Below are 15,513 nucleotides of genomic sequence, written 5' to 3' on the forward strand. Positions count from 1 at the left end.
CTTGCCAAACGGCAGGCTCCGACGTTCCCGTTGCTGCCGCGTTCAGTCCACGGCGCGGGCAAAGGCGCTGACCGCGAAGTCCGGGGAGACGGCATACACGTTGCGGGCGTCGGGCGGGACCAGGAGATCTGACGGGGCGAGCAACCCGCGCGCGATCGCGCAACCGAAGTGGCGGGCGAACGACCAGCAACCGCCCGCCGGGGGACCTGATAGCGCTCCGGTCGCGGGATCGCGCGCGAGGACAAGCACGCCGTAGGCGCTGAACGTCAGATAGGCGGTGCGACCGGAGGGCGAGATCGCCAAAGCACCGCCGCCGACGTAGCAGCCGCCGGGACATGGCACCTGGAAGGCGATGCGGGCGTCGGTGATCACCCCCGTTGACGGATCACGTGACCACACGCCAACGGCGCCCCTCCTGGCCCCGAGCATGTAGGCCTGACGACTGTCAGACGTGCCACCAGGCGGCCAGCGGACGACGGTCGGGTCTGCGAGCAGCTGGGCAGGCACGGTTGCGAGACGGGTTGCAACGCGCCGCTGCGCCCATCGCGCGCGAACACCACCGGCGCGGCAAGTCCGTAGACGCTGGAGCTGAAAATGAAGCGGCCGTCGGAACCCTGATCGAGCGCCCCGAACTGCACCTCGGCGGTGCCACGCCGCGCACACGGCCGCGAGCCGCCCTCCGGGCCCAGCACAACGCAGCCATTGGCCCCGGGACGTTGACGCAGCGCGCCGGTGCGCGAATCGCGCGCGAAGGCCGTAAACGTCCGCCCCGAGATCGTCAGCGCCTCCGCATACAGATGCCGCCCATCCGCCGTCACCAGCAGCGAGCTGACGTTGCTCAGGCCCTTCGCGCGCCCGCACCGGTCCCGGCCTGGACGCGCGCGCAGGCAACCCCGCCGCCCGGGCAGCTGGCGGAGCACCCCGGTGCGCGGGCCGCGCCGGAACACGGCGATGGTGTCGCTCTGGTTCGCGGCGGCGTAGAGCGAACGCCCGTCCGGGGAGACCGCAAGCGCGCTGACGTGACCGATCCCGCGGACAGCGGCGCAGCCGCCACGCCGGACGGCGGTCATGCACCCTAGGGTGCCGTCCAGTTGCCGCAGCGCTCCGGTCGGCGTGCGGGCAAAAACTTCAATCGCGCTCGGGCGGCGCGTTCGGGCCGGACCGACAAGCTCGTACTCACCCCGAGTGGCCGTGTAGAGGAAGGCCCCGTCAGGGCTCAGCACGGCCACCGAGGTGCGGGGCCGCCCGACGAGCACCGTGTCCTGTTCAGATCGGCCACGGACGGCGGTACACCCCTGCCGAGGAACCCCGAGCCGTAGATCGGTCGGTGTCGGTCCTCCTATGCACGCCGAACGGCCCGGCAGCGGCGTCAGGGCACCCGGCTGCGCCCGAGCAGTCACAGGCAGCGCGGTTATCGCGATCAGGAGCTCGAGCAGCACCGATCCCGCTGCAGCGGCTCGCCATCGGACGGGTCGGACCGTGCCAGGCCCGACCGGCTGCGCACGCGATCGGCTTCGGCGCTGCTGAGCTGCCGGAGCGCCGTCGATCCACCGTTGCGGTCGAAACGGCAACGGGTGAGGCACGACCGAGATCACCACGCGGGACTCATGACGCATCTTTCCCGGGACCACCACGCTCCCACAGCGGCCGATTGCGTGTCAACCTCAACTTGTCTGCCCGGTGCGGCGACCGCCGCTCACCGTCGCTTGCGCTCCCGCTCACGGCACGCCGCCCAGGCTGTCGCTCAAGGTCCTGCTGCAACAGCCGTTCGGCTGATGTCCGGGACGACGGTGAGCTCTTCTCGGCGCAACGCGGTCGACGATGCCCCGCACAGATGTCAGGTTCCGCCGTCCCGTCTCGACCATGAGCCTGATGACCGTCTTCCGGCAGGGCCCTGCCCGTGCACTGATCGCCGTCGCGCTGATGCTCCTCACCGCCGCCGGCGCAGCGGGCGTCGCGTCCGGCGACCCGCACCCACCCGTCGCCACGGTGGCCGCGGTGTGCGCGGACTTCCCGAACCAGGCCGCCGCGCAGCGAGCCGCGAACACGGTCGACGCGGACGGCGACGGCCTCTACTGCGAATCGCTGCCGTGCCCATGCCTGAAACCCAGCACGCCGTCACCGACACGCACGCCAGTCGCGACGGCCACGACGACGCCACCAGCCGACGCCCCACAGCCCACCGGGTGCACGCGGCCGTCGGGCGTGCAATCGATCTCGTTCTCGAAGACCACGTATCCGACGATCAAGCGCCACGCCGAGCGCGCGATCCGCAAGGGCTGGCCCGAAATCCTCGTGCTCAACCGTCCCGGCGCCGACGCCCGCCGCGAGCGGCTGCTCGAAGGCCGTCCGACGCGCCCCGGCCGCGACCGAGACGAGTACCCGCCGGCGGTCGGGCGCGGGCGCGGCGCCGGGCTGACCGAGGGCCGCAACCCGCGCGGCTGGAAAGCGAGCGTCGCGCACGTCCCAAGCGCGGAGAACCGCAGCCACGGCTCCACGCTGGGCACCAAACTGCGTCGCTTCTGCGACGGCACAAAGTTCAAGTACGTCTTCTACTAGACCCGCTCCGCCGGGGGGGTGTGCGGTCGTCAGGGTCGGCGGGACATCCGGCGAACCGCCAGTCGACTACCGCTCCGCTGCGGTATCCGCCGGCCCGGCCGATTACTGGCAGTGATGGGCGGTATGAACTGGGATCGCGCGCGCCGCCAGGGCTCAGTCTTGGCGCGCGGAAGTGACCGCATCGACGACGACCCCACGTGGGAGCCGCCCGCACCGACGCGCCCCGCGAAGGCGGAACTCGAGCGCGCCGCGTGGCAGCGCCGTGCCACCCGCGATCGCCGCGCCGAACTCGCCGAGACGATCGAACGCGTGCGCTCGATGGCTCCGGCCGCGCGGGCGGCCCAGGTCAACAGCCTGCGCAACAAGGTTGGACGCCTCACTGCGACACGGCTGGAAGCCGACCGGGTGTGGAGCGAACACTTTGCACCCTTGTTCGCGCCGCCGCGCCGTCGCCAGTCCCCGAACAGCCGCGCCGCAGCTACGCGTCCAAGCCCGCCACAACCGACGAAGCAGGCGGCGCGTCCGACGAGCCGTCACGCGCAAGTGGAATCGAGCGCGCGAAGCCTCGTGCGCGCCTATCCGAGGCTGCTCACGCCCGAGACGGCCGCACAAGTCCTGCGCGGCGTCGGCACGCCGCCACGACCGGCGATGCAGCAGAGCCAATGGTGGGGACGGCACGCCAACGTCAAGAGCAAACAGATCCAGCACGCGGTGCTGCTCGCCGTCGAAGCCGGACGCCTTCGCCGCGGCCGCGATGGCGTGCTGGCGCCCAGCGCCTAATCGGCCGGGCCTGCGCCGCACGAGCCCTATCAAGCCTGCGGACCGCCAGCGTCCCGACCTCGTGTAACTCTGCATCGGCCATCTTTCGGCGATAGCGACTGCCACCACTTCGGTCGCGGAGAAGGACAAGCCGACCTGCGCGTAGTCCGATTGGTGCGGCGCACCTGGGGTTCGGGCCGTGAAGCCCACGGCGAACGCATCGCGAGGGGCACGCCCCGATGACGCGAACCTGATCGCTCACTCACCCGGCTTGGACGTGAACGGGTAGTCGTCGCCAACGTCCGCTGAGACGCCGAGGCCAACCAGCAGCAGTCCGGCGTGAGCGTTGCGGGCCAGAGCGTTCACCAAATCGCACTTTGGTGCGATCGCCACTGGCGTTTCACTGGCTCCGCGCCTCCACAAGCGCACACAGCGCGTCGCCCTCGCCGTCTCATCGCTGGCACCGGCCCCAGCGCAACCTGCCAAGACCATCACCGCGAGCCACGCGGTCGCTATCGACCGCCGAACAACATTCCGCGCATGGCTCAGGAAGTAGCTCAATGGGTCGCTGAACCGCTCTCCGCCCGACCAGACCGCCGGGCGCGGCAGGCGGTCTCTCCGCCCGACCCGACCGCCGGGCGCGGCAGGCGGTCGCTCCGCCGGACCAGAACCGTCAGGCGCGGCAGGCCGTGCTACCCCAAGTGCCCTGGCATGCACACGTCCGCGAGCGCTTCGGAAACCGGCGGTCGTCGCGCTGACGGAGACCGCCGTCGCGTTCAAGCTCGCTCGGACGGAACGATAGGTTGCGCGCCATGTCCAACGACAGGGTCGCGCACGCCGACGCGATACTCACCGAGGCCAAGAAGACGCTTCCCGCGGGCGGTAACCGCGATACCGCGATTGCGGGCGTGATTGCGCTGCAGGGCATCGGACGGGCACTGCTCGCGATCGAGGAGCGCCTGGCCAGCATCGACGAGACGCTCAAGGCGCAGGGCGATCGGGTTAGCTCCCCCGCGTCCGCGGACGAGCCGTTTGAGTGGGAATCGATCGAGGATTACCGCGAGATCACGGGGATCGTGCCGATCGATAAGGCGCTCGGGTATGACGCGCCCGAACAACTGCTGCCTGACTACCTGCAGCGGCGCGAGCGTCGCAGCGGCCGGGACGCCGTCATCGCCGATCTGACCGCGATCGTCGACGCCACACCTGCCGGCAGCCCGGCGCACGACGGCTTCGCTGGCTGGCTCAAGCGCTACCGGGCTGGCGCCACCATCGACGAGCTCAAGAACGGGTAAACCGCGGACGCGGGGGCGCCCGCGAAACGTTCACCTTCACACGCCCATGGCGTCCGGTTCGCGACCGTCAGCTCGGCAAGTGCGGTCGCACCCGGACGGCCAAGTCGGTCTCGCTCCAGCCACGCTCGCGCAACGCCCGCAGGAACGGCTCAACCGCCGCGGAGGTCAGCCGCGGGGCCGTGCCTTCGATCCACGCCTGGGTGACGCGGGGCGGAAGCGTCACCGACGCAAGATCGCCGCCGGTAACGGGTGACGCTGGCGTCGCTTCCGGCGTTGGCCACCGGATCACCGATCCCACGCCCGATATTCGCACCGCGCGCAGCTCGTAGTCGTCGGCGACAGCACTTGCGGTGACCGTCTGTACGGCGAGTGTCGGATGGGCGCGCAGCGGACGGTTGCCGTGCGCGCCAATGACCAGGTCCTCTCCGACCGTCGCGCCGTAGTTCGGGCCGCGGCGGGGAACGAGCGCGCGGTTCCAGGCCTCGAGCGTGTCGACCTCACCCGTGCGGAACAAGTCCGCGCTCTCGGAGTTCGACCACTGACCGCGCGAGGCGCCCGTGACCAGATACAGCGCGTCATATCCGTGGGCCGGGCCGAGCAGCGCGAGCTTGAGCGCATCCCACAGACCTTCGAAGATCTTGGCGGGAGCGCCATGGGCCCATTTGAGCTCGATCAGGGCTCGAGGACGTTCGAGCACGACATCCACGGGTCCGAGCCGCGGGAAGTCTTTCGACCGAAGGGTGCGCGCCACCGGTCGTGCGCCGAGATGACGCTCGCATTCGGCCTTGAAGAACGGGTCCAGATGGCCGCGTTCGCGCAGGTCATCGCCCTGAATCTCGCTCAGCGACATTCGTCCTGCGACGGCGTGCGTGACCCGGTCCACGAGCACATCCACTGGTCGTTGGTCAGGGCGAGCCATGGTCAGACGAGCGTAGTTCTCGGCCCCGTTGACGGCAGGAGGATCCGGCTGCCTTCAGCCCGGCAGCGAGCGACAGCTGAGTCGTCTGGACAAAAAATACGGGTAGCGGCGTGCTGACGACTCTCCCGTCCACGGCGGGCGCCAGGCCGATCAGCTGGGGTCACCGACGACGCCGACGGCGCGCAAGTCGTCCGGGCGGCCCCGCCGGTAGTGGACAGCATGTGCGCACCCGGACGGATCTGACCTCTGACCTGACCGCACGGCTAGGTCAGTCCGGCCGACCAGCCGATTACGGTGGCCGTCATGGCCGTTCAGCAGCCTGCGAACGATCGACGTCTCTTCTCCGGACTCGCAGAGCTCGACGACGCGCTCGGGCGAATCCCGCGCGTCCCCGCTGCTCCAGCCGTCTCACGCCTCGCGCCACCGAGCACGCGCGACTGGATGGCCGCGCTGCGTGCGCGGGGCGTACCCGCGGTTATGCGGGGCGACGCCGTCCACGTCGCGTCCATCGGGACGGTGAAACTTCCGCCGGCGAGCGAGCGACCCAGCGACGCCGCCAAACGCCTGGTCGGCCAGTGGACCACGACGAGCGCACCTCATCTCCTCAAACGCATCCGAGCCTCCATCGACACGCACGACCCGCGCGTGACCGTCGTGCACCGCAAGGGCCGGATCGCCATCCGGGTCGCCGACAAGCACGTGGTCGCGGTGACGCGGTTCGCGGTGACGGGCGAAGGGATCACGACGGTCCACGGCGACCTCACGCAAGCCAGCGGGCCGATCAGCCCCGTCGCCACGGCAATCGAACGCGCCCTAACGCGGGCTCCCTCGCGGCACCTCGCGGAGCCCAGTCCGGCGCTTCTGGAGGCCGTGTACATCGCGCTCGAGAAGCGCACCGGCACGACGTTAGGCGCACTCGCGGCAGCAATGAGCGCCGACCGAGACGCCGTCGCCGCTTCTCTCATTCGCCTCATCGCGGCCAAGCGTGCCGTCCGTGTGCCCCTGCCGAGCGGCCACGCCGGGTATCGCGTCAACCAACCACGGCCGACAACGTCCACGATCGCCTCGCCCGATCGCTTGCCAGCCGAACCGGCGAGCCCGCCTCCGCACGATCTCGCGTTCGACGGCCCGCTCGGCGAGCTCGCGGAGTTCCTCGCCGCTTCGGGCGAGCGGGTTTCCGTCCTTGCAGGAGGGCGGCTGCAGGTGGGTGGCGTGGTCGCGAAACCTCCGGCCGCTGTCCTGCTGCAGGATGAAGCGCGCGCCGGCTGGCTCGACGGATTCGTCGGCGAACACCTTCTCGGCCGACTGGCCAACGCCGCAGCGACGTACCTCCCCGGCCTTCGGGTTCGGATCGATGACAGCGACCTGAGCCTGTTCGACACGCGGGCACGACGGGTCGCGGGCGTTGCGGCCACCCACGCCACGCTCCCAGGCGGCGAGCGGGTCGCCGGGAACTTCCTCGCGGCCGGCGAGCACTGGATTCGTTTGACGGAATCCCTCGCCGACGACGACTCAGCGGAGCCGGTAGCCGGTCCGGGACTGCACCGGACCTTTCCGCCGGACGCGAACGAGACCTGGGTTCAGGACGCCGAACAGGCCAGTCGTCGCCTGCGCCTGGACCGCACACTCGTGTTCGCGCACACGTTGCGCGTCGATGTGCGCGACGTGTCGGTGGTCTTCGAGCCGCTCACGGGCACGCCGCTCGAAGTGCCGTTCGCGCTCGAGCGCGGACGCGATCGGTTCGCCGGCGCGCTGCGGATCGCATCCCTGGAGGTGCCGATCCCGTGCCGCTGGGAGCGGAGCACCGATGTCGAGACGTTCGCGCTCGCGTGGTCGCTCGCGTTGACCGCCTATGCCGAGCTGACCTGCGTTCCCGTCCGAGCGAGCGAGCCGCACCAGAACCGACGCGCGTCCACGAGCGGATCGCGCTCGACCACGGCGTCACACGCACGCTCCGCCTCGCGGTCGCAGAGCGGCGGGCTTCCCACCGGCTTCACCACACGCGGGCACACGGCCCAGTACCTCGCGTCGTACGTCGCGGGACACCGACGGCGGCTGCAGCCACACCAGAGCCACAGCGCCGAAGCCGCCGCGAACGCGGCCGCGGTCGGCATCCGGCTTCGACCCAACGAGACCTGGGTCCAGCCGCACGTGCGCGGACTGCCCGCTGACGCCGTGCTGCACTTCGCATGGCGCGGCCCCGCCTGGCTCATCGAACGCGACACGCACGCGTGACCAGTCCGCCCCGCCGGGCGATCGGAAGGACACCTAGCGGGAAGCGGAATACGTCCCACGGAGGTTGACCACCTCGTAGCAACTGTCGCTCGGTCCAGGGCGGCACGAAGGTGCGACGCATCCAGAGACGGTCCGCCGACATCACGCGTGTCTTCGCTGCGCCCCAGCGCGTTGGTCGTCCACACGGTCGCCGCCGCGTGCGCGGCGGTCGGTTCACACCCTTGGCGACCAGCGGAAGGCTCGCCGCGACCCCGACGGCGATCGGACGGCCACCGAACCGGTCAGTCGACAACAGCCCTGACTCGCCGATGACCGGCTCGGGAGATTGGTCGGTCGGGCACGCCCGAATGCGTTCGCAAAATTTCGTCGTGCGTTGTCCGTGGATGTCTCCGGAGGTCCTATTCCCGAGAGACGGAGCACCGCCGAGACGACCTGGGGATTGCCGCTACGGCCTCAGGCTCGGTGGCGTGACCGCCTCTGCGACCGCTCGCTTGAACGCCGCGAGTGCATGATCTGAAGCGAGCACTTCCTCGGGCTGCAGGTTGCCGATCATTCGGAACTCGCGGGCCTCGACATCCGCGAGCGCAGGCTTTGTCCCGGGGACCTCGCGCAGCAGTTCCAGCCATCGCTGGAGCTCAGCCGGTGTGCGCTTCTCGCGCACGAAGCGGAACTCGATCGCGATACAGCTCGTGCCGTGCGGATACAGGGCAATCGCGATCGGGTTCGCCCGCGCCGGGTCGGGGTCCTCGCCGAGCCAGATCGTCACACTCGGGTCCGCGCCGGTGCCGAACGACGGCCGCGCGCCCTGCTCGCGCAGGAACTCGTACAGCGCGATCGTCCGCCGCGCGATTTCCGGGGCCTGCGCCCCGCGGATCGCGTCCAGCACATCGGCTTCGCCCCATCGGCGTTTTGGGCGCGACGGCGTCGCGCCTTTGGCCTGCCGGGCCGCTTCGGTCGCGCCGATCAGCCGCGGGACCAGTGTGAGGCGATCGCCGCCGCGTTCGACGTACTGACGGACTTCGAGCGCGAGCACCTCGGTGCGGTCCATCTGCTCGTTGAGGAACTCGACGATCCGCCGCAGCTCCGGCGGGATCACGTCGGCGACGAAAATCAGCCGCAGCCGGCCAGCGTGCAGATTGACCCCGACGGAGGTCCAGAACCGGTCCGGGTCGACGTCCTCGCCCAGAAGGGTCGCAAGCTGATCGTCGGCCGCAGCGCCCGCGCGGCCCTCGAAGGCGGCCCGGAGCTTGTCGACGCCCCAGAACGCGGACGCGTTCGCGGCGTAGTCGAGCAGCTGCCCGACGACTTCCCGTCGCAGACGTGTGTCGGAACTGCGCTTGACCTCGACGAGCGTCGGCACGCCCTCTTCGTCGAGGAACAGCTGGTCGATGCTCCAACGGTCGGCGCCGTGCTCCTCGCCGGCGATGCCGAGTTCTCGCTGTACGAGCAGCCAGCGTCGCCGTGGCTCAGCGTCATCGTCGCCCGCCAGTAGGTTCGGATAGTCGGCCAGTAGCCGCTGCAGGACCGCCTCCGCCTCGTACGGCTGCTCGACCATCTCCACGAGGTCGTCACCGTGCTTGAGGTAGATCGCGCACACGGCGCGATCGTACGCGGACGTCCGCGCGAACGCGTCAGCGGCCACGGCGAGAATGTCAGGTCACCGCAGGTCGGGCGGCCACGGACAGCGCGACGTACGCACTCGTCGCGGCGTCAGCGTTGCGCCGGGACACCAAGGTCGGCCGCGGTCACGTGCTCGTGTGGTCAGCGGTCGCGGCGTCGAACTCGGTCGGAGGCAAGGAATACCCGGCGGTTCCGTTCGGCAGGGTCCGCTTGACCACCTCGCCGCGCTCCTCCAGCTGACTGAGCAGCGCGTAGAGCACGGGGCACTTGACGCCCGATACCGAAGACAACTCCCCGACGCTCACGCCGGGTCGCTCGCCCAGGACGCGCAGCGCCGCAGCGCGGTTCGTGCCGCGCGGGGCACGGGCCGACGGCTTCGTGGCCCGGCGCGGCTGTTGCTTCGTGGTCCGGGCCGGCCGCTTCGGCGGCGTCGCCGCGGGGGCGCTGCTCTCCGTCTCGCCACCGAGGGCAGCCAGCACCGCCGCCAAGGTCCGCGTCTCCTCGACGGCGGCCTCGCAGACGGTCATTCGTTCGCGGATCTGCCACGGATACGGTCCAACAGTTCAGACAGCGTGCTCCCCTACGCGGTGGAGCGTCGAGGCTACCGGCCAGCCGCCGTTGCTGTCCCGAGCGTCGGTGCGTCACTGAACGACCGTGTCTACTCCGGACGGCGAGTGTTATTCCATGCAGCTGATCGTGCGCTTGGACGCGATGAAGCCGCGGCCGCGCTCGCGCAACGTGAGGTTGCCGAAGCACTGCCCACCCTCGCTGGTGACACCGCACCACCAGCGTCCCTTGCCGCGCCGCTCGCAGTCGACGTCCCAGGCCCGATACCCGAACGAGATCCCGTAGCGGCGTCGGTGAAGCGGTCGGCTGCGCGCGCCGCTGCCCCGTTCGGCCGCGCCTCGCGACGCGCCGTCGGCTGACGCGGTGCTCAGCGACCCGATCGTCGCCGTGGTCAGCACCGCCACGGTGACTTGTCTGTAGATGGTCAGGCCTGAACGCTTCCTCGCGGTTCTGTGTCTGCGGTCCGATCGTCGTTTCGCGACTCGTCGATCGCGGTGTGCAACTCGGGGACGGCTGGGCCGCGCTCCGGAGCTCGTGCCCACACCAAAGCCACGTTGCTGGAGACCAGATCCGCTTCCGCGTCTCTCCGTGCGGCCGCCCAGGCGAGAATCGCCAGCAACACGGCGCGATCCCCGCCGCGGCCAAGCACTCGGTCGCGTAGATCTGTCCAGTGCTTCGGCTTAGCGGCACGCAAGCCCTCGTCTCCGAAGAGGGCGCTCAGGACGCGCCGTGGCGTCATCACACCGCCGCGTTGCACCTCCCGCAATCCGGGCGGTACGTGCATGCCAGCGGCTTCGAAAGCCGCGATCACGCGCTCCGTGTCGGCCTTGCACCCGTCCGCGGCCACATGCTCGGGCCCGCCCGGCCCGTACAGCGCCACGCATCGCCGGCGCAGGCGCGCGAGATCGACGCCGGCGGTCATCGCCGCGAACGCCGTGGGGGTCGGCGGCGCTTCCACGGGCACAGCCTCGACCGGATCGGCCGCCGGCACCGCCGGATTGAGCTCCACCAGGCCTTCGCCTTCGAGCACCGCAGCCAGCGCGACGAGCGTCGCGGCCGACTCCCGGTCGAGTTCGCGCGCCAGCCACCCGCCGACCCGGGCCCAGGTCGTGAGCGCGAGGCCCGGACCTGTTCCGGTCGACCAACCCTCGCCCGGGACCGACAGCGCCCAGTGGCGGGCGTGGCGAACCAGCTGCGCGCGCTCGCAACGACCGCGCACCTTGACCTCGATGAGCACCGCTACGTCCCCGGCGATCACGGCGTCCACGATGCTGCCGGGCGTGGTCTTGGTGTCGGCGTCCGCGAGCCCGGGCAGCGGGGCCAGCCCGGCGACGATCGCCTGGGTGTGCCCGAGCGGTTCCCAGCCGGCCTGCAGCCGGTAGCGCAGCGGTGATCCCCGCTTGACTTCGACCCCGAAGACCTCGAGCAGGAAGCGCGCCGCGACCGCGTCGCCGGACGCCTGCAGCGCGTTGACCAGCGCCTCGGTAACCGCGTTCTCGTGCATCGTCACGACGCCTCCCTGTTCCGTGCGACCTTCAACCTCGTCTTCGGCTGGGTAGCGCCAGCCGTTGCGCTTTGACTACTCACCCGCGCATCCGCACGACGAGCGGACGGGAGGGCACGCCCGCGGGGCCCAACGCCACAACGCTCACGTAACGGGCACGACGCGACGCGGGCACGCTGACGGTCCCCCGTCGTCCGGGCCGCACCGTGTAGGTGGTCGCCGACAGAGCACCGCCGACGCGTCGTCGCTGCGGCTGGATCGCGACCTGTCCGGTCCGCGCCGTGAACGTCACGCGGATGCGGCCGCCGCGCCGGCGCGCCTGGACGCGCGACGGACGAGCCGGCCGGCGCGTCAGCTCGCGGGTCTGCTCAGCAGCGCGCAGTACACGTCCCGTCTCGTCGACGGCGCGCAGCGCAACGCCGGCTCGCTCGGCGATGGCCGTCACGGTGACCACGCCACCGTCCGCGAGCCCGAGATCGTCGTAGCGGGCGTGCACGATCCCGCCCGCGTCCTGCGCGCGCACGAGCAACGCGCTCGGGCCCGTCGCCGTGCCGTCCACGCGCAGCGACTGCCCGGGCGCAAGCACGTCGCCGACGGCCTGCGCGAGCCCAGGGACGCTCGCCGACGCCGCCCCGTCGGCCGTGATCCGCACGGCGCCCGCCGCCCCCAGCGTGCCCGTGCGCAGCGCCTCACGCAGCGCCGCCGGGTCGCACACCGTCGCCGCGGTGAACGGCCCGAACCACGCCGCGCACCCCTCGCCCCCGGCCTGGCTGGCGGACGCCCTTTCACACTCGGCCAGCGACCAGCGGGTGGTGCAGTGCACCTGCCACGGCGCTCGGTGGCGTCCTTGGCGAGCCGGACTGTTCACGCGCGGCGTGGCCTGCGAGTTCCAGTTGCCGCCCCAGGCCTCCCAGCCGGGTCCGAACGGCTTCAGCGCCGCCGGGTCGTCGTTCGCGCCCCACGCTCGCCGGCCGTCGAAGCCCTTCTCGGGCAGCGGCATGCCGGTCTGGCGGCAGTACACGAACGCGAGCTTCCGGCAGCCGCGCGGGTAGCCGGCGTGCGTGCCGTCGGCGACGAACACCTTCGGGCGCTGCGGCCCGCCGGCCGTGCATCCCGTCTCGCCGCCCGACGCCGGGTCGTGGCAGATCACCGCGTCGCGCAAGTAGCGGTACACACCCTCGTGCGCGGCGATCGCGACGAAATCGAACGCGCTCGGATCCGCGGTGGCGGGCACCGCGACGGTCATCCCTTCCCAGTCACCCTCGTGCTCGCCGTAGTAGAGCTTGGTGAAGGGCGCGTGGTTGAAGCAGAAACCACCAGTAGTCCAGGTAGCGGTAGCCCTCGTGGACGACGTCGTGCACGTACATCGCCGTGTCCGGGCCGCCGTCGCAGTCCAGCAGCCCGTTCACGCGGCACTCCGCGATCGGCGACCGGTAGGAGTCAGCGTCGGTCTGCTCTCCGGCCAGGTCGAGCCGAGCTCGTGCGCCGAGCCCCAAGGCGACGAGGTAGGCCGACGACGGCGCCGGATGGCACCCGATCCCGCACAGTCTCGGCGTCTCACGCGCGAGGAAGCGGTCAATCTCCAGCGGCCGCCAGACTTCGCTCGAGTCGAAGGCCAACACCGGCCGGAACCGTTGCGCCAGGGTCAGATCGGGGGCGGGCGTGCCGGGCGCCACCACGCGGGTCGTCGCCGCGTTGGCCGTCAACGTTCGGCCGACCACGCTCGCGTCGACGTCCGCAAGCTGGCCGACCTCCCACGGGCGCCGCCTGCAGTTGTCTTTGCCCGCGCAGGCCTCGAAGGACTCGGGCCAGGAAAACGTCACCGTCGCCCGTCCTACGGCGTCGGTCGCCACATCGTCGGCGACCTGCATGCCGCAGCAGTTGCCGCCGCCGCTCGGGCGCGCGTAGACGTCGACGAATGCGGCCGGTGGGAACTGCTCGAGCGTCACCGTCACCGACGCGCCCACGCTCACTTGCACGGGCGCGACGGCCAGCGGACCCGCCTGCGCCGTGGCCGCCGTCCCCACACACAGCGTGAGCGCGAGCGGCACGACGGATAGCCCCCGACCGAAAGCGCGGGCCGCCAGCGGCACGGTCCGACGGCAGTACGCCAGCGTTGTGAGACCGCGTCTGCTGCTCGACTGGCCGCTGCCGGAAACCACCGCCGCGACCCTACCTGCACCCACTCCCGGTCTGTCAACTGCTCCTGGACCGCTGATCAGTGTCCGTGATCTCGCGCCGGCTGCGGCGAAACGTTCGAGTACGCGCGCACGGCAAGAGCGCGAAGTGTCGGCATAGCCCTTGTAGGCGCCCGACCAGGTTTCTCTCCCCCCCGGTTCCAACCGGCGAAACAGCACGCTCTGGAGCCGGACCGCCCCGACGTCGCCCGCCTTGAACCCGGTCGGCGCCACGGCGCCGCGCGCTATAGGCGGGCGCATCGCCCGGGCGGGACGCCGTACGCGCCGCGCCGGGCACCGGTGCACCTAGTCGTCGCTTGCCTCCAGGCAGTCCGGATGGCACCACATCGCCGTCCCGTCGTCGAACTGGACCACGAGACCGTGGCCCACGCAAGGAGCGCCGCACGCGCAACCCACAACCAGCGCTGGACGGCCGTCGACCTCCTGCATCCACACCGGGAGAAACGTCACCGCCGGCGTTCGAGAAGACGACGAAGCTTCCGAGCCGAACGCGAGAAGAACCCGGACCTGGACATGGCAGCCACGCTACTCCGCGCCGCGGACCCACTCGCAGCGCCGTCGGCCGGGCGACTGCACCGCACAAGGGGCACTGTCAGCTTTACTGCGCCCCAAGCGACCCCGTCATCGTGCACCCTCCGCTGCGCTTCCGGCCGCCCACCGCCGCGGCCGTCCCGCTCCCCGGCCTGCCGCCGAAGACGACGTTCGGCGGCCCGGCGTCTCCCGAGGGCCGGCGCATCAGCGCCTACACGCAACAGATCGCGCCCCTGCTCGCCCCGTGGCGCGGAGCGGACGGCCCGCCGCTCGGCCTCGCCCTCGAGATCGGCCTGCCGGCCGGCACCGATCCCCTGGTGCAACATGACCTCGACAACTTCCTCGAGCCACTCGCCACCGAACTGGCGTCGCCGCGCCTGTGCTTCGTCAGGGCTACCAAAACCGTCGGTGGGCCGTCACGGCTGACGATCGGCCCGGTCGAGCCCGGCGAACCCGACCACATCGCTCCCCACCGTGCTTGCGGGCGCTGCGAGCGCGTGTCCGCGCCCGGCCGACGCGTACTCGGCCGGACTGTGGCGGCGCAGGCCGCACCGCTGCCCTGGGGACCGGTGGCGCTCGACCTCGCGCTCCGCGTTGACACCAGCCGCAACTGGGTCGGGGCCTGGAAGCCGGTCATCGACTCCCTCGTGGCCATCCTGGGCCGCCGCCCCAACGCGAGCGAGTTCGACATCGAGGACGGGCGGATCGTCGAGCTCACGCTGCACCGGGAGCTCGACGGGGCGCTAGGGCACGCCGTCGAAGTCGACGCGCGCTGGCGATTGCTCGAGCCGCGCCCCGGCGGACCCCAACTCACCTACGACGTGCTCGACGCGCCACCGGCGGCGGCCCGCACGCCAGGATCCCATGCCGCGACGGGACCAGCAGTCGCCTCGCGAGCAATCGACGACCTCGAGCCGATCGTGACCGTCGACCGGCTGCACGCGATCCAGGCCGCCCGTGACGGGTACGTGGTCATCACCGACTCCGCGAACTCGCCGCGGCTGCACCGCGCCGGCTGCCCCGGCATCCAGGAAGCGAACTTCGTCACCAAGGTCATCACCAACGGCGCCCGCAACGGCACGTACCTGTGGACGGCACGACCCGAGACCGCGCGCGAGCGCTGGGCTCGGCTGCGCGAGCACGACTGCGTGAACCAGTAGGAGAACCATGGACACGACCTTCGGCATCGATCTCGCCTCCCAGCCCACGAACACCGCGCTGTGCGTGATCGGCTGGGATCGTGAGAGCGGACAGGCGCGGGCGCTCGCGCGCGGGCACTGGAACGGCACGCCGCTGCACGACAAGCTGCTGTCGACCGCGATCCAG

The 15,513-nt window shown here is 71.1% G+C and carries 14 protein-coding genes; 5 read left to right on the forward strand and 9 right to left on the reverse strand.

Annotation, left to right across the window (positions count from 1 at the left end):
• Positions 1 to 42 precede the first annotated feature (42 nt).
• A complete protein-coding gene (locus C8N24_RS03310; protein ID WP_121247972.1) occupies positions 43 to 372 on the reverse strand; it encodes a hypothetical protein in 330 nt (109 codons plus the stop codon).
• The gene (locus C8N24_RS03315) at positions 369 to 1,616 is read right to left on the reverse strand and encodes a beta-propeller fold lactonase family protein (RefSeq protein ID WP_121247974.1); all 1,248 of its coding nucleotides are present in this window, start codon (positions 1,614 to 1,616) and stop codon (positions 369 to 371) included. Before C8N24_RS03315 ends, C8N24_RS03310 begins: the two co-directional genes overlap by 4 nt.
• Positions 1,617 to 1,872: 256 nt before the next feature.
• Here C8N24_RS03315 and C8N24_RS03320 point away from each other — a divergent pair, with 256 nt between their 5' ends.
• The 3 genes from C8N24_RS03320 to C8N24_RS03330 all read left to right on the forward strand — a co-directional run bounded on the left by C8N24_RS03320 (position 1,873) and on the right by C8N24_RS03330 (position 4,613).
• Positions 1,873 to 2,559, forward strand: a complete 687-nt coding sequence (locus tag C8N24_RS03320; protein WP_147447600.1) for a NucA/NucB deoxyribonuclease domain-containing protein — start codon at positions 1,873 to 1,875, stop codon at positions 2,557 to 2,559.
• Between the two features lie 123 nt (positions 2,560 to 2,682).
• Positions 2,683 to 3,339 (forward strand): hypothetical protein, encoded by a 657-nt coding sequence (locus C8N24_RS33255; RefSeq protein WP_147447601.1) that lies wholly within the window; start codon positions 2,683 to 2,685, stop codon positions 3,337 to 3,339.
• 791 nt (positions 3,340 to 4,130) lie between these two features.
• Positions 4,131 to 4,613, forward strand: a complete 483-nt coding sequence (locus C8N24_RS03330) for a hypothetical protein (protein WP_121247980.1) — start codon at positions 4,131 to 4,133, stop codon at positions 4,611 to 4,613.
• Positions 4,614 to 4,680: 67 nt separating this feature from the next.
• Here the strand turns inward: C8N24_RS03330 and C8N24_RS03335 are convergent, their stop codons facing one another.
• Positions 4,681 to 5,508, reverse strand: a complete 828-nt coding sequence (locus C8N24_RS03335; protein ID WP_121247982.1) for a hypothetical protein — start codon at positions 5,506 to 5,508, stop codon at positions 4,681 to 4,683.
• Between the two features lie 327 nt (positions 5,509 to 5,835).
• Here C8N24_RS03335 and C8N24_RS03340 point away from each other — a divergent pair, with 327 nt between their 5' ends.
• Complete coding sequence (locus C8N24_RS03340) at positions 5,836 to 7,767, forward strand: hypothetical protein (RefSeq protein WP_147447602.1); 1,932 nt, start codon at positions 5,836 to 5,838, stop codon at positions 7,765 to 7,767.
• Positions 7,768 to 8,212: 445 nt separating this feature from the next.
• On the opposite strand, the gene C8N24_RS03345 is transcribed toward C8N24_RS03340, so the two are convergent.
• The 6 genes from C8N24_RS03345 to C8N24_RS03370 all read right to left on the reverse strand — a co-directional run bounded on the left by C8N24_RS03345 (position 8,213) and on the right by C8N24_RS03370 (position 13,509).
• Positions 8,213 to 9,409, reverse strand: coding sequence for a PDDEXK family nuclease (locus C8N24_RS03345; RefSeq protein WP_121247986.1), 1,197 nt, complete (start codon positions 9,407 to 9,409; stop codon positions 8,213 to 8,215).
• A gap of 103 nt (positions 9,410 to 9,512) precedes the next feature.
• Positions 9,513 to 9,875, reverse strand: a complete 363-nt coding sequence (locus C8N24_RS03350; RefSeq protein ID WP_147447603.1) for a MarR family winged helix-turn-helix transcriptional regulator — start codon at positions 9,873 to 9,875, stop codon at positions 9,513 to 9,515.
• A gap of 189 nt (positions 9,876 to 10,064) precedes the next feature.
• A complete protein-coding gene (locus C8N24_RS03355) occupies positions 10,065 to 10,358 on the reverse strand; it encodes a hypothetical protein (protein WP_121247990.1) in 294 nt (97 codons plus the stop codon).
• Between the two features lie 20 nt (positions 10,359 to 10,378).
• Positions 10,379 to 11,458 (reverse strand): hypothetical protein, encoded by a 1,080-nt coding sequence (locus C8N24_RS03360; RefSeq protein WP_147447604.1) that lies wholly within the window; start codon positions 11,456 to 11,458, stop codon positions 10,379 to 10,381.
• A gap of 79 nt (positions 11,459 to 11,537) precedes the next feature.
• Positions 11,538 to 12,704, reverse strand: a complete 1,167-nt coding sequence (locus tag C8N24_RS03365; protein WP_121247994.1) for a hypothetical protein — start codon at positions 12,702 to 12,704, stop codon at positions 11,538 to 11,540.
• Positions 12,705 to 12,714: 10 nt separating this feature from the next.
• A complete protein-coding gene (locus C8N24_RS03370) occupies positions 12,715 to 13,509 on the reverse strand; it encodes a hypothetical protein (protein WP_147447605.1) in 795 nt (264 codons plus the stop codon).
• A 773-nt stretch (positions 13,510 to 14,282) separates the two neighbouring features.
• Here C8N24_RS03370 and C8N24_RS03375 point away from each other — a divergent pair.
• The gene (locus C8N24_RS03375) at positions 14,283 to 15,347 is read left to right on the forward strand and encodes a hypothetical protein (protein WP_121247998.1); all 1,065 of its coding nucleotides are present in this window, start codon (positions 14,283 to 14,285) and stop codon (positions 15,345 to 15,347) included.
• The last annotated feature ends 166 nt before the right edge of the window (positions 15,348 to 15,513 follow it).

Origin of the sequence: Solirubrobacter pauli (assembly GCF_003633755.1) — a bacterium.
In the GTDB taxonomy this organism is placed as follows: Bacteria; Actinomycetota; Thermoleophilia; order Solirubrobacterales; family Solirubrobacteraceae; genus Solirubrobacter; species Solirubrobacter pauli.